General features: G+C 70.9%; 28 protein-coding genes and 1 pseudogene. 23 read left to right on the forward strand and 6 right to left on the reverse strand.

All coding sequences use genetic code 11. The features are described 5' to 3' along the window. Positions 1 to 131: 131 nt before the first annotated feature. Positions 132 to 497 (reverse strand): hypothetical protein, encoded by a 366-nt coding sequence (locus ACFY1L_RS36180; RefSeq protein ID WP_388833875.1) that lies wholly within the window; start codon positions 495 to 497, stop codon positions 132 to 134. Between the two features lie 128 nt (positions 498 to 625). Continuing rightward, positions 626 to 1,741 (reverse strand): C40 family peptidase, encoded by a 1,116-nt coding sequence (locus ACFY1L_RS36185; RefSeq protein ID WP_388833877.1) that lies wholly within the window; start codon positions 1,739 to 1,741, stop codon positions 626 to 628. A 530-nt stretch (positions 1,742 to 2,271) separates the two neighbouring features. Between ACFY1L_RS36185 and ACFY1L_RS36190 the strand changes: the two genes are divergently transcribed. The 23 genes and pseudogenes from ACFY1L_RS36190 to ACFY1L_RS36300 all read left to right on the forward strand — a co-directional run bounded on the left by ACFY1L_RS36190 (position 2,272) and on the right by ACFY1L_RS36300 (position 18,931). Continuing rightward, positions 2,272 to 3,027 (forward strand): DNA-methyltransferase, encoded by a 756-nt coding sequence (locus tag ACFY1L_RS36190; RefSeq protein WP_388833880.1) that lies wholly within the window; start codon positions 2,272 to 2,274, stop codon positions 3,025 to 3,027. A 249-nt stretch (positions 3,028 to 3,276) separates the two neighbouring features. Further along, positions 3,277 to 3,831: a DUF4913 domain-containing protein gene (locus ACFY1L_RS36195; RefSeq protein ID WP_388834740.1), complete on the forward strand. Its 555-nt coding sequence runs from the start codon at positions 3,277 to 3,279 to the stop codon at positions 3,829 to 3,831. Beyond that, positions 3,828 to 4,310, forward strand: a complete 483-nt coding sequence (locus tag ACFY1L_RS36200; RefSeq protein WP_388833883.1) for a hypothetical protein — start codon at positions 3,828 to 3,830, stop codon at positions 4,308 to 4,310. Before ACFY1L_RS36195 ends, ACFY1L_RS36200 begins: the two co-directional genes overlap by 4 nt. Positions 4,311 to 4,330: 20 nt before the next feature. Next, positions 4,331 to 5,032, forward strand: a complete 702-nt coding sequence (locus tag ACFY1L_RS36205) for a hypothetical protein (protein ID WP_388833892.1) — start codon at positions 4,331 to 4,333, stop codon at positions 5,030 to 5,032. Between the two features lie 56 nt (positions 5,033 to 5,088). Continuing rightward, complete coding sequence (locus tag ACFY1L_RS36210; protein ID WP_388833895.1) at positions 5,089 to 5,799, forward strand: hypothetical protein; 711 nt, start codon at positions 5,089 to 5,091, stop codon at positions 5,797 to 5,799. 152 nt (positions 5,800 to 5,951) lie between these two features. Further along, positions 5,952 to 6,311 carry an SH3 domain-containing protein gene (locus tag ACFY1L_RS36215; protein ID WP_388833898.1) on the forward strand — a complete coding sequence of 120 codons (360 nt, stop codon included), beginning with the start codon at positions 5,952 to 5,954 and terminating at the stop codon, positions 6,309 to 6,311. A gap of 106 nt (positions 6,312 to 6,417) precedes the next feature. After that, positions 6,418 to 6,888 carry a hypothetical protein gene (locus tag ACFY1L_RS36220; protein WP_388833901.1) on the forward strand — a complete coding sequence of 157 codons (471 nt, stop codon included), beginning with the start codon at positions 6,418 to 6,420 and terminating at the stop codon, positions 6,886 to 6,888. After that, positions 6,885 to 7,313 carry a hypothetical protein gene (locus ACFY1L_RS36225; RefSeq protein WP_388833904.1) on the forward strand — a complete coding sequence of 143 codons (429 nt, stop codon included), beginning with the start codon at positions 6,885 to 6,887 and terminating at the stop codon, positions 7,311 to 7,313. Before ACFY1L_RS36220 ends, ACFY1L_RS36225 begins: the two co-directional genes overlap by 4 nt. Positions 7,314 to 7,329: 16 nt before the next feature. Beyond that, entirely contained in the window at positions 7,330 to 7,740 is a 411-nt protein-coding gene (locus ACFY1L_RS36230; protein ID WP_388833907.1) for a hypothetical protein, read from the forward strand. A 51-nt stretch (positions 7,741 to 7,791) separates the two neighbouring features. Next, positions 7,792 to 8,643, forward strand: coding sequence for a winged helix-turn-helix transcriptional regulator (locus ACFY1L_RS36235; protein ID WP_388833910.1), 852 nt, complete (start codon positions 7,792 to 7,794; stop codon positions 8,641 to 8,643). Next, entirely contained in the window at positions 8,640 to 9,155 is a 516-nt protein-coding gene (locus ACFY1L_RS36240; protein ID WP_388833913.1) for a hypothetical protein, read from the forward strand. The genes ACFY1L_RS36235 and ACFY1L_RS36240 overlap by 4 nt, the downstream gene beginning before the upstream one ends. Further along, complete coding sequence (locus ACFY1L_RS36245; protein WP_388833916.1) at positions 9,152 to 10,375, forward strand: MFS transporter; 1,224 nt, start codon at positions 9,152 to 9,154, stop codon at positions 10,373 to 10,375. The genes ACFY1L_RS36240 and ACFY1L_RS36245 overlap by 4 nt, the downstream gene beginning before the upstream one ends. A 200-nt stretch (positions 10,376 to 10,575) precedes the next feature. Then, the gene (locus tag ACFY1L_RS36250; protein ID WP_388833919.1) at positions 10,576 to 10,728 is read left to right on the forward strand and encodes a hypothetical protein; all 153 of its coding nucleotides are present in this window, start codon (positions 10,576 to 10,578) and stop codon (positions 10,726 to 10,728) included. A gap of 51 nt (positions 10,729 to 10,779) precedes the next feature. Further along, positions 10,780 to 12,042, forward strand: coding sequence for an ATP-grasp domain-containing protein (locus tag ACFY1L_RS36255; RefSeq protein WP_388833923.1), 1,263 nt, complete (start codon positions 10,780 to 10,782; stop codon positions 12,040 to 12,042). Further along, a complete protein-coding gene (locus tag ACFY1L_RS36260; protein WP_388833926.1) occupies positions 12,039 to 13,196 on the forward strand; it encodes an MFS transporter in 1,158 nt (385 codons plus the stop codon). Before ACFY1L_RS36255 ends, ACFY1L_RS36260 begins: the two co-directional genes overlap by 4 nt. Next, the gene (locus ACFY1L_RS36265; RefSeq protein ID WP_388833932.1) at positions 13,193 to 13,825 is read left to right on the forward strand and encodes an HAD-IA family hydrolase; all 633 of its coding nucleotides are present in this window, start codon (positions 13,193 to 13,195) and stop codon (positions 13,823 to 13,825) included. The genes ACFY1L_RS36260 and ACFY1L_RS36265 overlap by 4 nt, the downstream gene beginning before the upstream one ends. 36 nt (positions 13,826 to 13,861) lie before the next feature. Further along, entirely contained in the window at positions 13,862 to 14,698 is an 837-nt protein-coding gene (locus ACFY1L_RS36270) for a DUF317 domain-containing protein (RefSeq protein ID WP_388833935.1), read from the forward strand. Between the two features lie 33 nt (positions 14,699 to 14,731). Further along, positions 14,732 to 15,220 carry a hypothetical protein gene (locus ACFY1L_RS36275; RefSeq protein ID WP_388834746.1) on the forward strand — a complete coding sequence of 163 codons (489 nt, stop codon included), beginning with the start codon at positions 14,732 to 14,734 and terminating at the stop codon, positions 15,218 to 15,220. Positions 15,221 to 15,408: 188 nt separating this feature from the next. Continuing rightward, positions 15,409 to 16,065, forward strand: a complete 657-nt coding sequence (locus ACFY1L_RS36280) for a DUF317 domain-containing protein (protein ID WP_388834749.1) — start codon at positions 15,409 to 15,411, stop codon at positions 16,063 to 16,065. 34 nt (positions 16,066 to 16,099) lie between these two features. Continuing rightward, positions 16,100 to 17,119: a SpaA isopeptide-forming pilin-related protein gene (locus tag ACFY1L_RS36285; RefSeq protein ID WP_388833938.1), complete on the forward strand. Its 1,020-nt coding sequence runs from the start codon at positions 16,100 to 16,102 to the stop codon at positions 17,117 to 17,119. Positions 17,120 to 17,392: 273 nt separating this feature from the next. Next, positions 17,393 to 17,744 (forward strand): annotated as a pseudogene (locus ACFY1L_RS36290) (DUF317 domain-containing protein). Positions 17,745 to 17,803: 59 nt separating this feature from the next. Then, a complete protein-coding gene (locus tag ACFY1L_RS36295; protein ID WP_388833941.1) occupies positions 17,804 to 18,094 on the forward strand; it encodes a hypothetical protein in 291 nt (96 codons plus the stop codon). A gap of 15 nt (positions 18,095 to 18,109) precedes the next feature. After that, positions 18,110 to 18,931: a DUF317 domain-containing protein gene (locus ACFY1L_RS36300; RefSeq protein ID WP_388833943.1), complete on the forward strand. Its 822-nt coding sequence runs from the start codon at positions 18,110 to 18,112 to the stop codon at positions 18,929 to 18,931. Positions 18,932 to 20,035: 1,104 nt separating this feature from the next. On the opposite strand, the gene ACFY1L_RS36305 is transcribed toward ACFY1L_RS36300, so the two are convergent. The 4 genes from ACFY1L_RS36305 to ACFY1L_RS36320 all read right to left on the reverse strand — a co-directional run bounded on the left by ACFY1L_RS36305 (position 20,036) and on the right by ACFY1L_RS36320 (position 23,693). Further along, on the reverse strand, positions 20,036 to 20,740 hold the full coding sequence (locus ACFY1L_RS36305) for a hypothetical protein (RefSeq protein WP_388833945.1): 705 nt from the start codon (positions 20,738 to 20,740) through the stop codon (positions 20,036 to 20,038). 78 nt (positions 20,741 to 20,818) lie between these two features. Next, positions 20,819 to 21,265, reverse strand: coding sequence for a hypothetical protein (locus ACFY1L_RS36310; RefSeq protein ID WP_388834752.1), 447 nt, complete (start codon positions 21,263 to 21,265; stop codon positions 20,819 to 20,821). 83 nt (positions 21,266 to 21,348) lie between these two features. Continuing rightward, positions 21,349 to 23,070 carry a mobilization protein gene (locus ACFY1L_RS36315; RefSeq protein WP_388833948.1) on the reverse strand — a complete coding sequence of 574 codons (1,722 nt, stop codon included), beginning with the start codon at positions 23,068 to 23,070 and terminating at the stop codon, positions 21,349 to 21,351. Continuing rightward, positions 23,067 to 23,693: a plasmid mobilization protein gene (locus ACFY1L_RS36320; RefSeq protein WP_388833951.1), complete on the reverse strand. Its 627-nt coding sequence runs from the start codon at positions 23,691 to 23,693 to the stop codon at positions 23,067 to 23,069. The genes ACFY1L_RS36315 and ACFY1L_RS36320 overlap by 4 nt, the downstream gene beginning before the upstream one ends. Between the last annotated feature and the right edge of the window lie 3 nt (positions 23,694 to 23,696).

Here is a 23,696-nt window from a genome sequence, read left to right on the forward strand (position 1 = left end):
GCCCGGCCTGGGCCGCGAGGGGGCGGAGCGGACACGGAAGGCGTCGCGCCGAAGCTGGTGGCGGGGCCGCGTATCGGGCACTGCTGCCGGCGGCGCTGCGGCTCAGACTCCGAACAGGCCGCCGGGGCGCGTTACTTCGGGATCGACGGGGTGGGCGCGCCGTTGGTGCCGTACGGGTTGGCGCACTTGTAGATCACGTAGCCGCGCAGCTTCTTTCCGTCGGACTTGCGGGTCACGGTGCCCCGGGTCCACCAGGTCTTGGTGGCCTTGCGGTAGACCCACTGGTCGTAGGTGATCTTGTCGCCTCGGTAGGCGACGCCGACGGCGGTGGCCGTCGTCGACGGCGACTTGCGGACCTTGACCGCGCTGCACGAGATCTTGGTTGTGTCGGTGTCGTACGCCTGCGCGGTGGAGGCGGTGGCCAGGCCGCCGGCGGCGACGGCCAGACCCACAGAGGCTGCCGCGAGGGCACGCTGGGCGCGGTGACGGGATATCAAAGAGGTGCTCCGTGGTGTCAGGGGAAAGTGGGCGGGCAGGACGCCGGGTCCCGCGGGCCCCGCCCGCGGGGGCGGTCGGGGTCCCGGTCAGGAGTGGTGGGCCCGGGCTGCCGCGCCCGGAACAGGGATCAGATGACGCGGCGCGCGGCGAGGATGGACCAGTCCGCGAGGGGCGTTATTCGAACTGGTTTTCCAGTCCTTGGTGCCTCGATCGCGAGTCCAGAGCCGATGTACATGCCGACGTGTTCGGGGCGGGCGGCGCTGCCGCGGGAGAAGATCAGGTCGCCCGGCTCAAGTGCCTTGGGCGAGACGGCCTTGCCCTGGTTGATCTGCGTGTACGTGGTGCGGGTGAGGGTGATGCCGGCGTGCTTGTACGCCTGCTGGGTCAGGGAGCTGCAGTCGCAGCGGCCCATCGGGTCGGGGCCGTGCGGCGCGGTGCAGGTGCCGCCCCACTGGTACATCGTGCCGAGCTGTGCCATCGCCCAGGCGATGGCCTTGCGCGCCGTGGGATCGGCGTCCTTGGGGATCGAGTAGCCCTTGGGCACGGACCCTTCCGGGATGGTGCCGTACCCGGAGCCGTCTTCGGTCGCCGAGCAGGACGTGGTGCCGGAGGCGGTGTCCGTCTCGCTGGTGTCCTGGTCGGCGTCGGGGAACGTCGCGGCGATCGCCTTCTGGAGGGCGGTCGCCAGGTCCTCCCAGTCGGCGTATGCGTCGGGGTATGCCGAGCGTTGGACCTTCTGGGCGGCCTGGGTGACGGTCAGCTGCTGCCAGCCGGCCACCGCGAGCAGGTGCTTGTAGAACTGGGTGGAGGCGTAAACGGGGTCGCGGATCTGGGTAGGGGTGCCCCAGCCCTGGCTCGGCCGTTGCTGGAACAGCCCGAGGCTGTCGCGGTCGCCGGAGTTCAGGTTGCGCAGCCGGGATTCCTGCATCGCGGTGGCGAGCGCGATGATCTGCCCCTTCTTCGGCACGTTCAGACTGATCCCGGTGGCCACGATGGTGCGGGCGTTGGGGATCTGCTCCTCGGGCAGGGACAGACCGTCGACATGGACGGTCTTGGCGTCCGCGCCGTTGAGGATCTTGGTGACCTGCTCCACGACGGCGTCGGTGTCGACGTCGCCCACACAGCCGAACGATGAGTAGGTGGTCTGGGCGGCCTCGCTGCTGGTGGCCATCAGCATGGCCGTGCCGGCGAGGAGGAGAGGGGAGAGGACGAAGACGCCGATGCCGGCGGCCAGGCCCTTCAACCGGAGGAGCCTCCCCGGTGGCGGTCGCGGTCCGGGGGCCTGGGCAGGGGCGGGTAACGAGGCGTCATCAAGGGGCCTTTGGATGCGGTGTCCGGCGTGCCGCGTGCGCGTGGCGTCGTGGAAGGAGGCGCGGCGGCCGGGGTGGGCGATCGGGTGCGTCGGCCGGCCGTGGGCGAGTTACCGCTCGCTCGACGGGGCCGAAAGGCGCTAGGTGTGCCGTGGCAGAGGGAACCTCCAGGAGGCAAAGAGGGGAGAAAGCCAGCGGCGGTGTGCGCCGGGCGGTTCAAAAACAGTAGGCCCGAATCGGCCGTTGACCAAAAAGTCGGCGGGAGGTGCCGGATTCCGGTACCCAGGACGAGTACTTCTTGGTCGTCGGCCGATTCGGGCCTACAGTTTTAGGACTCCCTCGCCCTCCCCGGTCTGCGGCCTCGGGCTTCTGCATGCCCATTTTCGGTTCCGCGGGGACGCCATTGTGCGAGGCGGTCATTCCCTGCGCATGCGCATTCACCGACCCGAATCGGGGTTCCTCTTTGCCTTTTTCCCTGCATCAGGGCGACGCCTTGAGCATCCTTTCCAAGCTTCCGGACGACTGCGTCGATTCCGTGATCACCGATCCGCCCTACAACTCGGGCGGCCGGACCGCGAAGGAACGCACGAGCCGGTCGGCCAAGCAGAAGTACACCTCCGCCGACGCCCAGCACACGTTGCCGGACTTCACCGGCGAGAACATGGACCAGCGCTCGTACGGCTTCTGGCTCACCCAGATCATGACCGAGGCGCACCGTCTCACCAAGACCGGCGGCACCGCGCTGCTGTTCACCGACTGGCGCCAGCTGCCCGTCACCACGGACGCGATCCAGGCGGCCGGCTGGCTGTGGCGCGGCGTGCTGGCCTGGCACAAGCCGCAGGCCCGCCCGCAGAAGGGGCGCTTCACACAGAACTGCGAGTTCGTCGTCTGGGCCTCCAATGGGGCGATCGACGGCTCGGCCAACCCGGTCTACCTGCCGGGCATGTACTCCGCCTCGCAGCCGTCCGGTTCGGCCCGGCGGCACATCACGCAAAAGCCCGTCGAGGTGATGCGCGAGCTGGTCAAGATCTGCCCGGACGGCGGCACGGTGCTCGACTTCTGCGCCGGTTCGGGCTCGACCGGTGTCGCCGCACTTCTCGAAGGCCGTGACTTTATCGGCGTGGAGAAGACCGAGCAGTACGCCGCCGTCGCGGCCGACCGGCTCACCGAGACCCTCCGCGCAACCCTCGCCCAGGACGACCTGATCCTCACCGCCTGACTCACCAACAGGGTTCATTCCAGCGAGAGTTGGCACCTTTCGCAATCCAAGCCGGTATCCCGGGCGGACCTCGCCCTTCCTACGAGTCGGCCTGTTCGCCACCGCTTCGCGTGTCCTGCCATTCCCACGGCTGAGGAGGCCATTGCTTTCATGCCTGAATCCGTAGAACCCCCGGATGAGGGGGAGTTGGAACCGGTCCGTCTCCCCGATGCCCAATTGGAGGGGATCGAGGCCAGTGTGCGTCGGCTGATGGAGGAGTCGGCGCAGCAGGCCCGCCAGCTCGACCATCTGGCCGCTGCCCCGGCACTCGGCGGATCGCCGTTCGCCGCCTTTGGTCTGCCAGGTTTCGGAGGACCGTCCCCGGCACCGCCCCCGGAGCCGCGGCCGATCCTGGAGTTGGAGGGCGAGGCGTACGAGGACGAACTCGACGCGTTGTCGGACTGGGTGGACGACTGGCTCCTTCCCGTTTACGGGGCCGAGGTCACCACAGCGGCGCCCTGGTGCCCGCAGTGGCAGGAGCACCAGGACGTGGTCGCCTGGCTGCACGCCCTGTGGATGGCCTACCAGCAGCACAAGGATCCCGAGGCGGGCCTGTCCGGTATGGCGGTGTGGCACCGGGACTTCCTCACCCACACGATCGCCGCCGTCCGCGCGCCAGGCGGTCCGCTGTCGGCCTGCATGACCTCCCCGGAGCGGCCCGCGCACCGGATCCTGCCCGGTCCGCCCCCGTCCGCGCGCCCGCAGAAGACGGCCACGCCGCCCGAGTCGCCGGACTCCGGTGGACCGTACGAGCTGACGGCATGAGCGGGGGACGGCCACGGTCGGCCTTCGGCTTGAGTTTTGATCCCCGCGCCCTGACCGACCTGCTTCAGGCCCCCGGCGACATCCGTGACCTCACCTTGGCCTGCCTGCAGGACGTCGTGAACGGCCGGCGCTTCGGGCTGCGGCTGACGGGCGACCTGGAGGGCTATCGCAAGTTGGTCGTGGACGCCCGCAAGGAGTGGCGGGTCGTCTACGGCCTACGGCCGGCCCCGGAGAACGCGGTGCACCAGCGGGAGATCTACGTGGTGGCCGTCCGGCCCCGGGCCGGCAACGACGTGTACGACGAGGTCGGGCGGCGCCTGGGCATGTCGCGCCGCCCGCTGAGCGCGCGCACGCACGCGGCGCGCTCGGCGCCGCCGCAGCTCGCGGCCCGAGGCCCGGCACCGAGGCCCGGCCCTCTGCCCTCCGCGATGCCCGGCCTGCCCCGCGCCGCGCAGAGCCCCTCGCGTCACACCCTTTGAGTACACGGAAGTCCCCGCTCATGTCCCGTGATTCCGCGTCGGCAGCAGCCCGGCGCGCGTTGTCCTCGCTCGACTCCCGGATCGAGGCCGCCACCGGTCACGACGTCGACACCCTGTGGGCCCACCGCGACCGCGGCGTCCTCGACGCACCGCACACCGGCCTGGTCGACCGGCACCGTGAGCTGGTCCAGGCCGAGACGGGCGTGACCTTCTACCGCACCCTGCTGAACCGCCTGTCCAGCGGCGAGTTCCCGATCGATACCGCCCTGTTCAGCCGGATCGAGCGCACCGTGAAGCAGCTGCGGGACGCCGCCGATGTCCGGGACGCCGCCGTACGACAGGTGCTCACCGCCCTGGAACCGATCGAGGCCACCGCCCGCACGGCTCCCGGAGCGGCGGCCGAGGAGATCTCCATTGCCGATCAGGCGGCTCTGCTTGCCATCGCTGGTGGCGCCAAGCTCTACGAGCACCTGATGACCGGCCGTCTCGCGGTCACCGCGGCCTCCGGCACCCGCATCCCCTACGCCGAACTGCAGTGCCTGGTATCCGGCGGGCTCGTGTCCGTCGACACCAGCCACCCGGTCCACGCCGGACAACCCGTCAGCCTCACCGACGCCGGCCGGGCTGCACTCGCCGCCGGACGCCGTCCCCCGTCGGCCGGGGCACAGACGGTGGCGGCGCGGCCCGGAGCGTGGCCGTCCACCCCAGCACCCCGGCGCTGACCGCCCCCGAAAGGCTCTTGTTGCCCTCCTCTGCACCACCGCCCGCCCCGGACGGCATGCCTGAAGTCGACTTCGGCGTTGATGAACTCGACGCCGATGAGCAGATCTCCCGTGACTTCTACCGGCAGGTCCAAGTCAACGAGGACATGCTCGTCCCGCTCGCCGAGCACCACACCGCCGGCCGTGGGCACAGCTACTACGTCCTGTTCGACCGCACCGCCACCTTGGGCCACCCCGGCGTCCCCCGGTACATCGCCGTCCACCTGCACCGGCACCACGAGAAGCGGACGTTCGACTTCGAGAAGGCCACCCTGCCGCTGCCCTCGATGGCCCAGTCCTGGCTGATCCACCGCGGCTGTCCCGCCGACGCCATCACCCTCGACCTCGAGCAGGGGCCGCCGGCGGCGGACGAGACGACGCGGGCGCTGGAACAACGCCTCGCGGGCGACGGCGACCACTACGCCCTCGGCTACTCCTACACCTGCGACGACCCGGACGACATGGTCACCGTGGTGGCCCTGCGCGCCCTGGACGAGCGGGCCACCTCGCCGTTCCGCGTCGTGGTCGAGGAGGTCGACACCGTCGCGTGGACGCACACCCTGCGCGAGGGCGGCTTCGCCACGGTCGAAGAGGCCCTGGCGTGGTGCGACGACCGGCTCACCGGCACGGCCAGCCCCCTCCCGCCGGTCCGGCCGGTCACGTCAGCGACCCGCCCGGCACTCCCGCCAACAGCGTCCATTCCGCGCCCGCCTGGCAAATCACGCTGAGCAACAACGCCGACGGGCGCGGCGCAACATAGCCGACGATCGCCGGTTGGCCAAACCGGCGATTCTCCGGACTCTATTTACGGCCGACGGGACAACAACCCCGGCCGATTCTCCTCACCCTCTTTCTTTTCCTGCATGGAGGTTTCTTCCGCATGCGTTCCACCCGAATAGCGATATCCGCAGCCGTGCTCGGGGCGCTCGCGCTGCCGGTTGCGTCGGCTTCGGCGGCCACCGCGGCCCCGGTATCCGCCGCCATGGTGCTGCCCGCATCGTCGTGCACCAGCAACCCGTACTTGCCGTGGGCGGTGCACGGCACCAGCGCTGTGACCATCCGCTCGAAGGCCACGACCGCGTCCACGGCCGTCGGCATCCTCTACAAGTCGCACCGGTTCACGGTGCACAAGACCACCAAGGGCGCGAAGTGGGTGTACATCACCGACAAGACCACCAAGGTCACCGGCTGGGTATCCGGCACGTACGTCTACCGCGACGTACGCATGTGCCTCGACTGACGAGCACGCGGCACCAACCGGCCGCCTTTTAAGCCGAGTTGGCCACTCTTTCGCATTCTCACGCCCATGGGGGCCGATAGGCCCCTTGCCGCCAAGGAGTTCTTTCTTGTCCGACGAGATATCCGACGGCACGGTCGATGTCGTGGACGTGCTCACCGAACAGATCGAAGCCCGTTTCGGACTCAGCATGGAGCAGTTGAAGGTCGCCGTCGCCGCGGCGCCGGACGCCAATCCGGACGCCACCGACATCGTCCGCTGGCACGGGCTTCTCCTGGAGTCCCAGACGGTCCTCGACCGTGCGGAGCACGACCTGATGGTGGTGCTGGAGACCCAGCCCGACCCTGTCGCCGACCGGACACATGCCCTGGTCCGCCGTGTCGAGGCAGCCGTGGTCGGGCGCGACGGGCGGGCCCAGACGCTGCGGTGGTATCTGGATCCGACGGCCCCGGGCAAGCAGGGCCTTGCCGCCGAACGGCTGGCCCGCCTCCGCGCCACCCGCCCGGGTCCGGCGGTGCCGACCAGCGCCCCGTCCCGGCCGGCCAGCGCGCCGCAGGCCGCACAGGGCGTGACACGGTGAGCACCCGGCGCAAGCCCAGTTCCGTGGACGCCCGACTGCACCAGGTCTTCGAGGCTCCGATCGATGAGCTGTACGTGCTGGCGGTGCTGCCCGATGCCTCCCCGGCCCTGACCCGCGTGTTGGAGTTGCGGTCCTTCCTCGCCCTGGCCGAGGAGCAGGTCGCCCGGGTCCGTGACCGCGTGCACGCCGCCACGGCGGCCGACCTCGACATGGGCGAACTGTCATCTGACGTCCTTCGGTTTGACGCCGAGTGGCTTGAGGCGGCACTCGATGCCCGCAACGGGTACCTCGCCGCGGTCGACAAGCTGTTGCGCAGGATGCCGCCGACTGGCCACCGCACGGCGCAAGCCCAGGTCACCACCGCTCGCCCGACGGCCGTCGCCGCCCCGGCACCGCAGCGTGCCGGGGCGGCCCGGGCCCGGTAACCGTGAAAGCCCCTGAATGCCCCACCTGACGTCCACCGTCATCGCCGGACGCATCGAGGACCTCTACGGCGCCCCGCTCGCCGATCTCGCCACCCATGCGCAGGACCTGCCGCCTGGCATGCTCTCCGCTCTCTTCGGCCTGTACCACGGCCTCGCTCTTGCCGAGCAGAGCATCGCTTCGAACCGCGACCGGCTCGCCCAACTCGCCGATGGAGAAGGGCAGATCGGACCGCACGAGGTGTCGCACATTCTCGACTGCGCCCGACGGCTCGCCGAAGCGGTCGCCGTCCGCGACGTCCAGGCCACCACGGGACTCGCCGTACTCCAGAGCCTGGGGCGCGTCGCCGCCCCCGAGCCGTCCCCGGCGCCCGCGTCCGCCGTGCCCGCGCCTCCCGTGGCGGCGGCGAGCGCCGCTCCGAGCCGCTGACCCCTCGCGGGCATCCCCCTTCTTTTCTTCCTTCACTCAGGAGTTGCTCCCTTGGCCCTCACCGGTCTGCCTCCCGACGCCGGCACCGATATCGCCCGGGTCTCCCAGGCCCTCGCCATGATCACTCCGCGCTGGAACGCGAGGATCCTGCTCGCCCTCGACGGGAAGCCGCTGCGCTACAAGGAGATCGCGCGCAAGGTGTCCTGGCTGCTCAATGGTCAACTGCACCTGAAGCTGAAGCAGTTGTGCGATGCCGGCCTTGTCCAGCGCACCGAGCACACGATCCGGCACGTCACCTACGGCCACACCGACCGCGCCGCCGCTCTGCTGCCGGTTCTGCCGCTGATCGTCACCTGGGCGGAGAAGAACCTGGAGACGCCGGAGAGGCCGCTGCCCGCGATCGAGCAGATCGAGGACGGTCTCACCCTCCTGACCCGGCGGCACGCCGTCGCACTTTTGTGGGTGTTGAAGGTCCGCGGGGAGAGCAGCGGCCGGACGCTGGCCCGGATGGTCATGCCCGACTGTGACTGGACCAACGTCTACCCGCCGTTGCGCCAGCTCGTGGCCGACGGCCTGGTCGACACCGACGGCGTCGGGCACCCCTACCGGCTGTCCGCCGCCGGCGACGCTCTCGGGTCCGTCCTGGGCGCGCTGTCCGCATGGTCCGCGGGACAGCCCGTGCGGCAGGCCGCCCACCACCCGGTCTGGGGACGGCCGGACGCCCTGCCCGCGCCACAGAAGTGGGTCAGCAACCCGGCGCGGCTTCCCGCCCCGATCGCCACGCCCGCGCCGGCCAACACCCGCACGAACGCGTCCCCGGCCTGGCAGCACGGCGGACTCTTCTCCCACGCCACCCCCGCCCGCCCGACGGCGGTCCTTCCGGCGGGAGGACCGCGCCGATGACCACCCTCTCCACCACCGGCGTCCAGCGCGCCCAGGCGCTCCTGTCCTCGCCGGCCTTGATCCGCCTGGTCACCGAGATCGACGACAACGGCCCCATCCCGCCCCGCGCGCTGACCCGCACCCTCACCGACGTCCCCGCGGACCACCTGCGCCACAGCGCCGACCAGGCCCGCGTGCTCGGCCTTGTCCACGTGCAGCCCGGCGCCGGCCTGAGCCTGACCACGGCCGGCGTGGAGCTGGCCGACGTGTACGACGCGCTGGCCCGCTGGGCTCGCCGCCACGAGCGTCCGGCGCCGGTCTGCGCCTTCACCGGCCGGATCCAGCACACCCTCGCGCTCCTGGCCCAGCCACCGGTACGCCCCTCGCCCGGCGGACCCCGGCGACGTGCCGACGTTGCCCCGGCGGACCCGGAGGCCGACACGGAGTTCGCCCGGCTGCGCCGCCTCCTTCAGGAGTGGCTGCACACCAATCCACAGGTCGTCGGGGTCGCCGATCCCGAGATCGCCGCGTGAGGGCAGGCTCCGCCTGGCATGCCCGCCGCCCCGGCTCGTCCCTCGTGCGCGGCGTCTACCTGCCCCGTACTGCCGACGGTGCCGCGTTCGCCATGGCCACCTACGGCATCCCGCTCATCGTGGTGGCGACGACGGGGTCGGCGACGCTGACCGGACTGGCCTTCGCGCTGGAGTGGCTGCCCCGGCTGGGTGCGTTCACGGTGGCAGGCACCCTCGTCGACCGTCACGGGATCGCCCGTGTCTTCCGCACCGCGTGTGCCCTGCGGGCCCTGGTCGTTGTGGTGGCCGCGCTCCTGCTGACCGTGCACGGTACGGGAGTTGGGGCGGTGGTGACGGTGATGACGCTCGCCCCGCTGACCGGCTTCCTCACCGAGTTTAGCTATGTCGCGGCGGAGACCGCGGGCGGCGAGGCGAGCCGGGCGGCCGGAGCCGGGGCGCACCGGGTGCAGTCCGTGCTGCTGGGGATCGACCAGACAGCCATGCTCGCCGGACCCCTGGTGGCGGGCCTGCTGCTGGAACACGGCGGACCGGCCGTCATGCTCGGCACGCTCGCCGCGTTCTCCGTCCTCGCCGCCGTCCTCGCCCCCGGTCACCGGACCGCGGCGAGGGCCGTGGTGAGCAGCAAGGGCGGATTGCGCACCGGGTGGCGCACGCTGCGGGGACTTCCCGCGCTCGCCTGGCTGGTGGGCGGCCTGGTCGTCTCCAACGCGGCCGTCGCCCTGCTCCAGGCGGCCCTGCCGGTCATCGTGGTCGGCGAACTGGGCCGCTCCAGCGCCCAGGCCGGACTCGTCTGGTCCGCTGCGGCCCTCGTCTCCCTGCTCGCGATCACCATCGCCCGCCGGGCGATCGATCGGTGGGGCCTGTGGCCAGTCGGCGCCACCGCCGCCGCGATCGCCGCCTCAGCGACCCTCGCGGTCGCCCACACCCACACCTACGGCGGATACCTCCTGCTCATCGCCGTCCTGATGGCCGGCGAAGGCGGCCTCACCGTCGTCCTGCGCACCCTGCGCTCCCACCTCATCCCAGCCGACGTGTTCGCCAGCACCCTCGCCGTGACGATCCTGCTGCTCCTGCTGCCCTACCCCGTCGCGGGACTGCTCGTCGCCGCCGTCCCGGTCGCTCAGCTCGGGCACGCCCTCACCGCCGCCGCCCTCCTGCAGGCCCTCGGCCTGGCGACCGCCTTCGCCCGGCTGCGCACCCTGACCGCCCGATCCGCCTGACCTTCCGGTACGAGAGGACCCCTCGCCGCACATGCCCACCATCACCCAGGACGGACTTCCCGGCCTCGGCCTCCCGCACCGGGGACGGCCCCTCCATCACCGACCATTTCCGCGCGTTCAACGCACAGCACCCCTGGGTCTACCGCGCCGTGGAGTAGCTCGTCACCGAACGCCTCGGGCAGGGAGCGACCCAGGTCGGGATGAAGGCACTGTTCGAGGCCCTGCGCTGGCGCCACCCCCACGGCGTCAAGGGCCTCAACAACAACTACACGGCCCTGTACGCACGCCAGTTGATCGCCGCGCACCCGCACGGGGCCTCCGCGATTGAGACGCGCCGCCGACGCAGCCCGTGAACCGGGCACCGTTCCGCCGACCGTCCTTTCAGATCATCGAGGAGCCTGTTCTTGTCCGACCGCCCCATCGTCCTGGTCGTCGCAGCCGATCGGGAAGCCGAGGGATACCGCGGAACCTGCCTTAAGGCCGTGGCCGCCGCCTACGACGTCGTCCTCATCACCGGCGAGGAGCCCTTGTGGGAGGTGCCCTACATCCGCGACTGCGTGGTCGTCGCCGACCCGACCGACCAGGCAGCGCTGTCCGCCGCGGGCCGGGTGCTGGCCGAGCGCCACCGGCTGGCCGGGGCGTTCACCTGGACCGAGTGGTGTCTCGTCCCGGTCGCCCGCCTCGCCCGCCAGCTAGGCCTGCCCACCACAGGGCCGGAAGTGATGCAGGCGTGCCGCAACAAGGCCACCGCACGCACCCTGTTCGCCTGGCACGGCGTCCCTTCCGCCGCCTCCGTCAGCGTCCGCAGCCTGTCGGAGGCGCAGGACGCCGCCAGGCGGATCGGCTACCCGGTCGTCCTCAAGCCCGCCGCACACGCAGCCAGCATCGGCGTCATCCGGGCCGACACCCCCGAACAGCTCGGCGCGGCCTACGCGTTCACGAACCGGGCGGCTGGGCTGGGACGCGAGAGCCGCAGCGTCCTGGTCGAGGAGTACCTCGATGGGCCCGAGGTCTCCGTCGAGTGCGTCACGCACCGAGGCGAGACCACCGTGGTCGCCCTCACCCGCAAGACGGTTGGGATGCCGCCGTACTTCGAAGAGACGGCGCACTCGGTCGACGCGTCCGACCCCCTGCTCGCCACGGTGGCACCCGCCGCGCGAGCGGCGATCCGCGCGCTCGGTATCACCGACGGCGTCAGCCACGTCGAACTCCGCCTGGTCAACGGCCGCCCCCGCCTCATCGAGGTCAACGGCCGCATCGCCGGCGACATGATCAGCCACCTGGTGAGCCTCGCCACCGGCATCGATCTGCCGCGCGCCGCCGCCGACATCGCCTGCGACCGCGCCCCCGATCTCACCCCCACCCGCGCCTCGGCCGCCGCGATCCGCCTCCTTTACCCGACCACCTCCGGCACCCTCGACCGCCTGGCGTACGAGGGCGAGAGGCCGTCGTGGCTGGAGCGGATCCACTTCCAGCACCACGTCGGCGACGACCTGCTGCTGCCCGCCGACGGGGGCGACATGTTCACCGCCCGCATCGGCTACCTGATCACCACCGCGCCCACCTCCGCCGTGGCGCAGGCTCGCGCCGAACAGGCCCTGGGCAGCCTCGACATCCACATCACACCCCGCACCCCCCATGCGCTCGCCGACGGCAGGGTCGCATGAGCCATCTGCTCGCCTCCGCCCGCCGCGAGCGGGTCGTGCTGACCGGCTACTTCCTGGGACTCGGCGCGGTGATGGCCCTCTGGGGTGCACGGATGCCCGCGGTCCAGCACGCCGCCCACCTGAGCACCGGACGCCTGTCGTTGGTGCTGCTGGCCGCCGCCCTCGGCATGGTCGCCGGACTCACCACCGGCGGCCGGCTCGCCCGGCCCGAGCTGCTGCCCGCCCTCACCATTAGCGGCGGGGCCGGACTCGCCGGATGTCTCGCCGTCCTGGGCCAGTGCACCACCCTCGCCTCGCTGCTTGTGGCCGCGCTGCTCTTCGGGGCTGCGCACGGAATCCTGGATGTCGCCCTCAACACGGCGGCCGTGCGCTGCCAGAACGCCGTCGGCCGGCCCATCATGGCGTCCCTGCACGCCGCTTACTCCGGCGGCGCCCTCGCCGGCGCCGGCCTCGCCGCCGCGACAGCCCGTATGCCGCACACCGCCATCTTCCTGGTGACCGGCCTGGCCCTGGTCGTCCTCGTGGTCGCCAACGCATCACGCACCCTCGCCCTGACGGGGACCGGGCAACCGGCAGCGTTCACTGGGCCCGGGGCCGACCAGGGCGGCCGGGCGTTGTCGGCAGCGAAGCTGTGGCTGCTGGGCGCCCTGGCCGCCGCGATCCTGCTCGGAGAGGGTGCCGCCGCCGACTGGGCCGCCGTCCACCTGCACAGCCTGCACGCCACAACGGCCGTCAGCGCCACAGCGTTTGCCCTCTATAGCGGCGCCATGATGACGGGACGGTTGATCGGCGACAAGCTCACCGCCGCCGTCGGCGCCCCCACCGTGGTCCGGGCCGGCGCGCTGCTGGCCGCGGCCGGGCTGGCCATCGGCGCGTCGGCCGACAGCGTGCCGCTCGCCCTGGCCGGGTGGGCGGTCTTCGGCCTCGGGCTGTCCACCACCATCCCCTCGCTCATCACCGCCGCCGGGGCCGGCGGACCCACCGCGGTGGCCACGGTCTCCGTCACCGGCTACCTCGGCCTGCTCGCCGGACCCGCCCTCATCGGCGCCTTCGCCAGCGCCACCTCCTTGTCCACGGCTCTGCTGCTGCCCGCCCTGCTCGCAGCCGCCGTCGCCGCCCTCGCCCACCGAGCCCTGGAGAACACCGCCCCTTGACCCGCACCATCACCGCACACCCCGGCCTCGACGCCGCGATCCTCGACTACAACGGCGTCATCGGCCGCCAGCCCCACCTTGATCAGTGGCAGCACCTCGCCCGCACCGCCCACTGGCCCGAGCACGGTCTCGCGGGATTCCAGGAGGCCGTCTGGAGCGCCCGACCGGCGTACGACGCAGGCCAGTTGAGCGATATGGCGTACTGGGCGAAGGTCCTCGGCGCCCACCCGGGGCCCCGCCAACTGCGTCAACTGCGCGCCGCCGACACCGACATGTGGACCACCACGGACGACCGCGTCCTCACGGTCTTGGAGCGCGCCCACTCCAGCGGGCTGCCGCTGTTCCTGCTGTCGAACGCGCCCGCCCACCTCAGCGACGTCCTCGACGCCACCGACTGGTGCCGCCGGCTCATGACCGGCGCCTTCTACTCAGCCCGTCTCCAGACGAACAAGCCCGACCCCGCCGCCTACCAGCAGGCCGTGGCCGCGACCGGAGCCCGGGACCCGCGGCGGGTGCTGTTCGTCGACGACCGGGCGGAGAACTGCCAGGCCGCCGAGCGCCTGGGCCTGTACACCCTGCACTACACCGGCCGGGTCTCCGACCTCGAAGCCGCACTGCTCCCCGGCTGATCCACCCTGCCCATCCCCTCACTCCTCAGGATCTTTGTGCCTTCGAACGACATCGGCGGGGACGTCTACGTCTCTCCCCGCTACCTCGCCGGGCTGCCGGGTCACGCCGACCCCAGCTTCCACCCGGTGGCCCACTGGCCCCATCACCGCCTCGACGCCGGCCCGTGCCAGCTGGTGGTCACCTCGCCGGACCACCGCATCCGCATCGGATGGCTCGGCGACGACCACGACACGTGGCTGATCAGCGCCGCCGAGGACCCCATCTCTGCTGCCCGCTGGACGGCGCGCATCAACCAGAACACGCCACCCGAGATCGTCGAAGGACTCACCCGCGCCCTGGCCGCCGAGTGGGACGAAGACAGCGACTCCTTCCTCACCTCGCGGTCGTACTTCTGGAGCGACGCGCTGCGGCCGTTGCTCGACGCGGGCTGGGAGAAGGGACCCCTCGCACGCGGCAGGGTGGAGGTCGTCTCCCCGGACGGCCTGGCCGGAGCGAGCATCGATGTCGTCACCGCCAGCCCCGACGCCGAGACCGTGACTTTGTGGGCCGGACCGCAGGGATGGGCAACCCGCGCCGAGGCGACCTTCACCGCACGCACGCCCAAGCACCTGATCGCTGCCACCGCCGCCGCCCTCGCCGACCCCACCCCCGTCCTGCGCTACAGGGACTCACTCGACCCGCGACTCGCCCAGCTGGCCCGGCTCACCCCCGTCACACCGCCCCGGCCAACTGCGCCGACCCCGCTCGACATCCAGCGGGCCGCCGCAGCCCGCCGCCCAGCCGCCGCACCGGCCCGCAGTGTGCGCCGGTGGACCACCGCCACACCCCCGCCCGCACCGGCCCTGAGCCCCAGCCCGGGCCTTCGCCGCTGATCCACACGACCCATCCACGCGGGAAGGAGCGATATAGCCCTGCAGGCCCCCGAGTTCTTCGCCGAACTGTGCCTCCCCTTCCACGACAGCACCGTCGTGGGCAACACCTACTTCGCCGCCCCCATCCCGGACACACCGCTGCGGCTGCGGATCGACTTCACCAAGACCATCCACGCGGACACCTACGGCGGCCTGCGCCTGGCACTCGTCCACCCGGACCGCGGTGAGATCGACGCGGTGACCCTCAGCTTCGTGGATCACGGCACCTTCCACCGCCGCGACGAAGCCCACAACACCCGGGTGAACACCAAGCAGTACGGCACGTTCAGCACCTACCACCGCCCCGGCCGGCCGCCGTGGGAAGGCGCCGTCACGACCGGACTGCGCGACGCGATCGAGCAGTACACCGCCGTGTGGTTCCCCGGCGCGTGGGCCGCGTCCCCACCGAGCCGCCCTGCTTGCCGTACCACTCACCCGGCGCCCGCCCGGCCGAGCGCACGGGCCAGTGGCCGCGCCCGCTGAATCCCAGTCCTCCCAGGCCCTTTCCCCCGCGTGGCCTTTCCCGGCAGGAGCCCCCCTTCGTGTCGCCCGACCCCTTCAAAGACCTCGACCCCACCCAGCCCGTAAGGGTTCTCCCGCGCCACCTGGCCGGCCCCGGCCCGGTGGACCTCCACACGGCCTGACCGTTCCCCTTCGACGAGGACTGGTCACTGCACCAGCCCGACGAAGGAACGGCCTACGCCACCAGCCCCTGCCTTCGCCTGTGGACCAGCTTCACCCCCGAACCCGAAAAGCGGGGCAAGGGGACATGGACCATCGGCGCCAACCGTGCCCCGTTCGGGCAGACCGACTGGAAGATCACGTTCGACGCCACCACCCCCGTCGAACTGCTCCACGACGTCCACGCCGAACTCCTCGACGTCCACCGGGACGACCGCACCAGCGACCAGGACCGGCTCTTCGACGACCCCACTGCACCGTACGAGGGGTACGCACACCTGTTCGCCCGGGGCTGGAGCCACGACGTCAAGACCGACGGCACGCAGACCTTCTTCGCCCCGGACAGGCTCGGCGGCGTACGGCACCGGTACGCCACCAAGGACTTCGGCACAGCGGCCTGGCGAGCCTGGGGCGGCTACCCGAGCGAACCGTACTGGCAGGCGCACTTCTCGTTCGGTACGCCCACCACCCTCGTCGCGGCCTTCACCGCCTCACTGATCTCCACCGAGCCGCTGCACCGCACCGTCCAGGACGTCCCCTTCCACACCCGTCGCCACCTCTACGTCGCCACAACGGCAACCAAACCGCCGCCCAGGTACTCACCTGCCGCCCCGCCACCGGCGACGGCCTCTGGCCGGACCCGATGACCTCCCCACCACTCGATCAAGGAGCCCCCTTCTCGTGCATGCCCGCTTCGCCCGTGGCGCCAGCAGATCCGCTGCCCTCGCCGCCGCGCTGACCGCCGCCCTCACCTGCGCCACGGCCGCAACCGCCCAGGCGTCCGAGCCGACGCCCTCGGCCTCCGCTGCTCCCGCCGAGACGTCGGCAGCGGATGCGGGCAGCGTCGCGATCACCACGAAGGACACGGCCGGAGACGTCCTTCCCGGCGCCTCGTTCCTCCTGCTCGACTCCACCGGCCAGGAGACCGGACGAGGGAGGACCGACGCACAGGGGAAGCTGACCTTCCCCGACCTTGCTCCCGGCGTCTACCGACTGAAGGAGACGGACTCCGGCAGCCCGCTCCACGACGTCGCCGCCGACCAGGACGTCATCGTCGCCCCCGGCGCGACCGCCCCCGTGACGGTCATCGACCCCTTCAAGCCCGCCCATCTCATCCTGAAGGCCAAGGACAACAAGAACGGCAAGCTGCTGCCCGGCTCCACCGTCAACATCGGCACCGGTGGCACGACCCTCCTCACCCTCACGACGGGCCCGAAGGGCACGGCCTCCGGGGACCTGCCGATCTCCAGCCGTACGACGCAGTTCTGGGTCAAGCAGACCAAGGCGCCCTCCGGCTACGCCCTGTACAAGCCCACGAAGACGTTCACCGCCGGGCCCGGCGCCCCGGTCACCGTGACCGTCACCAACTCCAAGACCGCGACTGGCTCGAGCCCTGCTCCGACCGAGAAGGCGACGGACCAGCCGAGCAACACGGCGACCACGCAGGGCGACAAGGCGGTCGGCGGCACGTCGGCGCGTCCGGCGGACTCCGCGATGACGGACACCGACTCCTCGCCGGCGTCCGATGCGTCCGACGAGACCACGTCGACGACCCCGTCCGGCTCCCTCGCCCACACCGGAGCCGATGCCAGCCCCTGGCTCGTCGGGGGCGCAGGACTCCTTGTCGCCAGCGGTATCGGAATTCTCGTGACCGCGCGCGCTCGCCGCACCGACGCGAACACTCCATCCGGTGAAGACTGACACCACTGCACGCACCCTGACACCAGGGCCCGGGAGTCCAAGACGACTCTTGGGCCCTTCGTGCTTTCAGAAGGTCAGAGATCGTGGAAGCTGGCGATCAGGTAGTTGCCCTCGGCGCGCGGAGGGCGCTGCGACCTGTGGGTCTATCTGTTGACCTGGCAAGTTCGCCGGGGGCAGACAGGAAAGACGCGCGAAGGACTGGCCAACGAGTGCGCCAGCATGTCAACGTAGATCATCTTCCAGGAAATCCCCAGGTCAGGAAGGTGATTGCCCGTGACCGCGGCTCCTATGAGCCCTGGATTCTCCACCACTGCCGAGGCCCTAAGACTGCGGGAGTGGCAGCTTGGTCCCGGCCAGCCGACCCTTGTCATGGATCAGTTCACCGCCGAGGCTTTCCACCTGGTCGTGGACGACCGGGCGGACGCGCATGTCAACTCGGCGGACGGCCGCTTCTCTCGGTTGGTTTCCCCTTGGCCGACCCGGCACCAATGGCGAGGGGTGGAAGATCGCCGTCACTGGTACGGCGAAGGTCGCCGGTTACAGCGTCTCGTTCGACGTGGAGACGCCAGCAGCCGTCGTAGCTGCGGCCGTGGCGCGCATCCTGGAGACCTCTCGGTGCGTATGACGCCAGCGTTCCAGGGCCTGCGTCCCTCACTCGTGTTCTGTCACCCAAGGAGGCCGTCCGTGCGCCGTTCCGAGATCACCGTCGGCGAACTCATCGACCTGCTGTCCGCCCGCGACCCCGGTACTCCGGTGCGTCTGGCGATGAATCCCTTCGTCCCGATGGAGCACGGCCTGGAACAAGTGGTTCAGGCGACGGACGTAACCGGACGAAAGGTTGTCTATCTCGCGGAGGGCCGGGACGCGGACGCGCAGCTCGGACATCTGCCGCCCGAGGTCGCCATCCTGCTGGTCTGGCAGGGCCCCGTCCGGGCGCCCACGCGCCGTCCCCGCCGCACTGCTGGCGGGCAGTAGATTCCCCACTAGCCGTTGGAGGCGCCTCTGAATCCCGACTTCCCGTTCGACCCGCCTGCCCCGAACAAGGCCCAGGGCGCGTACTGGGTCGGTCCCCGCCACCTGGCCGGCGACGACGGACGGCTCTACGACGCCGTCGCCGATACGCTCACCGGCCTCGGCTGGACGAGCCTGACGATCCTGCGCGGACGTCGGGAGCTGGATGAGGCGCCGGAGGACCGGCAGGTCCTGCGCTCTACCGTATTGCACTTCAGTCCCGACGCCTTGCGCTGGGCCCAGTGGGTCCTCGCGGACGAGCCGTTCTACCTCGGCGAGCTACCGATCGCCTGGCACGTGTCCGCCCGCGCGGACACCGCCAGCCCGCTCGCCCAGTGGTCCGCCTACTTCACCCCCGACGTCCCCGGCGAGGTCATCGTCGACTTCCTCTTCGCGCTCGACGCCCGCGAGCAGCCCGCCGAGCAGTTCGCCGCGCCCGAGCTCGTCCTCGACGCCGTCACCGCACAGGGCTGGCTCCGCGACATCGACCAGCCCGATGCCAGCGCAATGGACCCGACGTTCACCTCGCACCTCACCCTCGGCGAGATGCCGCCCCTCATCCAGGACGCTGACCCGCGCACTCTGGGTACCGCAGGAGATGAGACGGGCCTGGCTGGATGGCAGGCGTGGGCCGAGCCGATGCTCGGTGCTCCCTGCCTGTGGGCGGCGTCGTTCAGCGGCAGCGTGCCGCACGACCTTGTCGCAGCGTTCGCTGGCTCCCTGAGCTGCACAGCCCCTGTCCTGCGCCGCGTGCTGCCCGAGAGCACCCGGGACCGGCTTCTCCGAGCCCCGGCCAGCTGAGTGCCCACGGCACCCCATCGGCGTGCAAGGGCCCTGCCTCCCGGGCAGGGAGGCAGGGCCCTTGCACGTTCCGCTCGCCAGCAAGCCCCGTCAGCGGCTACGACAACCCGAGTTCAAGCTCAGTAACACAATCAGGCGGATCGGCGCTGACAGCCGTTGATACGTCCAGCAGAGGATGCCCTCCCTCCTGCCAAGACAACCTATTCTTTCCCGGCGCCCGGGATCGAATTTCCGTTGGAAGATGCAGAAGCGACACGACGAAGTGGGCATAAACGGTAAATTCCCAGCGCTCGCAAGGAATTGATGCCTGCAGATGCGGCGGCTTGCGCCAAGGGGCATCATGGAAGTAGCAACGGTGTATAGCGAGGACGAACGGAACCTTGATGCAGGAGGCGTTCGACGCTCAAGGAAATGTTCCGCTCGCTCCTGATCGCTCGCTGCTCTGACACAGTCCCAGCCGTCCATCCGTCGAGGCGGAGGTTGCCATGCGGTCGATGAGTAGAAGTGCAGCGACAGTTGGACTCTTGGCCGCAACTCTCGTCGGCCCGACACTGATTGCGCCCGCCGCTCAATCCGCGCCGAAAAGTTCGGCCTACGGCTGTACCTGGCCTACCGTCTGCATTTATAGAGACGCCACTGTCGGCTCTCCCGTAGTGCAGCGACTTTCGGGTCACGAGAACCAATGGCAATACCCGCGACGAGAAAACGACTTCGCTGTATTCAACACGCGGAACGACGACATCGTCAGGATCAGAACAAGCTTCGGGCGGCAGTATTGCATCGCGCCGAACGATGACATGGCTGCACCGTACGGCTTGTTCGGCACACTGACCGCACTCCAGATCAACACCAAATCCTACTGCCCCTGACTCAGGATTAGCGGGGCAGTAGCGGTGGCAGCATGTCATCACCAGGTTGGCGGCAGATCCTGGGGACCTGGCGTCCAGCGAGACCTGGCGGAGCAAGATCCAGAGGTCCAGTGCGGTTCGCTGCGCGGCTGACGACGGTACGGACATGGGCCGCTGCGTCGTTCCCGCTGCGACTACGCCGTATGAAGGGGCGCCGACCACCGCGATGGTGGTCGGCGCCCCTTCATACGGCGTGTCAGCGGGTCGCTGCGGCCTTGGTGAGGGCCTGGTCGAGGTGTCGGTCAACGAGGGCTGGTGAGCCGGAGACGATCAGCAACAGGCTCCCCTCGCGGATCGCGGTCTGCTTCACCACGGTGTCCCTTCCTCCGGTGGAGAAGGTCAGCAGCTGACTCCACCGCTCCTGGCCGAGACGCGGGGCGATAACCGCTTGCGTGGTCACGTCTATCGCCGTGCCGCCGACGAGGACCTGGTACTCGGGGCAGTCGGCCATGGCGTCGAAGATCCGCGCGGTGCCGACCGACAACTTGCCGGGGGCGTCGCTGTACAGCTCCTCGGCGACCTCCGAGTTGCCGCTGCCGGCGTAGACGAAGGCGGCCTTCGCCCGGTGGGGGAAGTCGAGCAACCCTCCGGTGACCGCGTCGCCGCCCAGGTTGCTGAGGGCCGGGCAGCCCAGGACGGTCACGTCGTCATGCTGGGCGGAGGCGCTTTCCGGCTTGGTGGTGTAGCCGCTGCCGAGATCCTGCTCGCTGAGCAGGCGTGCGGCCAGCGCCACCGACGACAGAGGGGTCTCGGACGCCGTGCTGTCGTCCGCCGGTGTCCCGGTGCGAGCGGAGGACGGGGTGGTGGGCTTCGGCTCACTGGTGTCGGTGGAGCAGGCGTACAGGCCGAGAGCGGTGGCGGCGACGAGGCCGAGGGCGGTGGTGGTGACGCGAACGCGCATGCGGAACTGACCCCTTGGTGCTGGGCGACGGGTGGTCAGTACGGGCCCGCGGGCCCGGTGGGGTCGTAGGAGTGGGAGTCAGTGCCCGAGGTGGCGCAGGCAGTCCTCGAACGTGGCGTGCGTCGCGTCCGCCGGCGCGGCGTGCCGGTTGTACCAGGCGGTGTCGAGGCGTGTTTCGTGCTGCTGGTGGCCTGCCCGGCAGCGCAGCCAGATCTCGTCGCGGGTCGAGAGGACGAGCCAGTCCCGGTATGCCCCGCAGGTCGCGCACGTGGCCATCTCGCCGTCGATGACGAGCGGCTGGGTCCAGGGCATCATCCGCCCGTCCAGCTGATCGTGGCTCGCGACCTGCAGGTCCGGGGGAAGGAAGTCGTCCACCACCGCGGCCGTCTCCTCCGCTGCGATCGCGGCCCGGATCCGTTCCGCCTCGGGCGGCACCCAGCTCTCCAGTCCTGCCCACATCCGCTCGTGGACACGGCGCAATTCTTCGGTGTCCGCTCCACGACGGCGGCGTATCCGCTCAAACAATCCGGTGTTCCCCTTCGTCTCGCCCAGCACGCGTCATGATCGTGCCCCACGTCCCGGCCTGCTTCAATTCACACATTCCACAGTCACCTCCGTCCGCGCCGGGACCCGGACCTCCGTGACGCGTTCCGCCCCGTACGGTGTCCCGACTCATCCGGCTGAACGGTGCTGGTGGCCATGGTGCTGGTGCCGGCGGGCAGGCCCGCGGCCCTGCGCAGGCGCCAGACCAGGACGTCGCTGACGGACTCTGCCGTGCCCAGTTCCCGCCGTGCGGCGGCGTCGGCCAGGAGGCCGGCGGGATCGTGGCCGGCGGTTTCGGCGTCGGTGAGGGTGGCGGCGAGCGCGTACCAGCCGGGCTCTGCGAGGATCTGCTCCGCTAGCTGGGGCAGCGCCTCGCGCAGGACTGTCGTCTGCCGCTGGAGGAGAGGCCGTCCCAGGTGCCGGCCGCGCTGGTAGAGGGCGCCGAGCGGCTGGGCGGCGGCCAACTGGTAGGCGGCGCGCAGATGTTCGGCGGCCTGGTGGGCGGCGGCGGCCTGCTGGGCGTGGCCCTTCTTCGCATGCCAGTGGCCGGCGGCGGTGATGAGGAAGAACAGCATGTCGATCGCCATCGCGGTCGTGGTGCCGTCCTCGCCCCGGCCGAGGGCCGGGCCGCTGCGGACGAGGTCGCGAGCGGCCTGGCGCAGCGCCCGGTCGTGCCCGCGCTCGGCCCGGACGTGGGAACGGGAGGCACGCTCGAAGACGAAGGCGGCCTCGCGCAGTTGGGTCCGGGTGTGGGCGGCGGACGTCTTGGCCAGGGCGTCTAGGACCTCGCCGGCGGAGGCGATGTGGGCGGCGGCGACCGCGTCGGCGCCGTACTCGATGAGGAGTACGGCCTGCCATGCCGCTGCTGCCGTACGACGGCGGGCCGCAGACGGGCCGCCCGGCGCCGTACGGTCTTTCGGTCCGGTGGGTACGGCGTCCTGGACGTGGCGGTCGGCGGACCAGCGTTCCCGGATCCGGGGCCAGGACAGGTCCGGTGCGAGGCGCGCGCCGGGGTAGAAGACGGCTTCGCCGTCCTTGTTGCGGTCGTCGGGCAGCGCGACCTTGTAGCCGAGCAGGTCCCCGGAGGGGGCGAACCGCTTGCGGATCAGCAGGCCCGCGGCGGCCAGCCGGTCGAAGACCTCCTCCTCGCCCGTCGCGCCGGCCACCGCCCGCCGCACGGTCTCGCGCAGTTCTTCTCGCGCGGTGCGCTCGCGGCCCTGGAGCTCGGCCTTGTGGCGTTCGGCGCTGGTGGGCCGCTGGGCGGCGGTGCCGTCACCGGCATTGACCTGGTGGAGGCCGAGTTCTTCTTCGATGAGGCGGCACTCGGCCTGGGCGCGTTTGCCGGAGCGGAAGTCGTCGGGGCGGGAGCCGTCCTCGCACACCAGGGTGGCGACGATGTGGATGTGGTCGTCGGCGTGACGTACGGCGGCCCAGCGGCAGCCGGGCTGCCCGTCGCCGGGGTCGATGCCGGCGGCGGCCACGATCCGCCGGGCGATCTCACCCCATTCCTCGTCGGACAGGATCCGGTCGTCCGCCGTCGCACGGACGGAGGTGTGCCAGACGTGCTTGGCCGGACGCGCGTGCTTCGGCAGCGCCATCACGGGCTGGTCCAGGAGCTGCTGGAGGTCTTCGAGGGTGGCGTTCGGGTTGCGGCCGGGGTCGGGGGCCATGCCATCGAAGGAGGCGACGAGATGGGGGTCAGTGTGGTCCTCGTACTTACCGGTCTCGTAGAGGTATTTGAGGAGACCGAAGGTCTTCGATCCGGTGTCGTTGACGCTGGGGATCACGCGGCACGCTGTTCGATCAGGCGGGCGGAGGCATCGCGGACGGTCTCGGCCGCGAGGTGGACCGCAGCGATCGCCGCTTCCAGCTGGGGTGCTGCTGCACCGGAGTTGAGGGCCTTCACGGCCTGGTTGAGGTTGCTGCCGGCCCAGCCGAGCTTGCGGCGGCTGTCGAACAGCGCGGTGATCACTTCGCGTTCGTCGGCGATCTCGGCGCTCGTGCGGTCGAGGTCACGGGCTGCGGCGAGCGCGGCGCGGGCGAGGAACCCGGCGACGGACAGGTTGCACCGGGCGGCGGCGGACTTGATCAGCGCGAACTCTTCTTCGTTGAAACGGGTGTTGGGCTGGTGCAGGCGCTTCGTGGCGCGCGGCTGACGAGGACGCTGACGAGCGCGGGCAGCGCGCTCACGGCGGTCGCGACGTGGGGTCGGCTTCTCTTCCTGCCCCGGCTTCGATCCGCCCCCGGTCGAAGCCTGATGGACCTGCGCCCCCCGGTGCAGGTCCTCCCCGCCCCCCTTGGGGGCGGGGTTGGCGGAAGCTACGCTTCCGCCCCAACTTGCTCCGCATGAGACCGAGTTGGAGTCGGGAGCAGGTTCCGGGGGGGTGCCGTTTTGAGCGGGGTTCGTCATCGG

This window comes from Streptomyces sp. NPDC001663 (assembly GCF_042893105.1).
Lineage (GTDB): Bacteria > Actinomycetota > Actinomycetes > Streptomycetales > Streptomycetaceae > Streptomyces.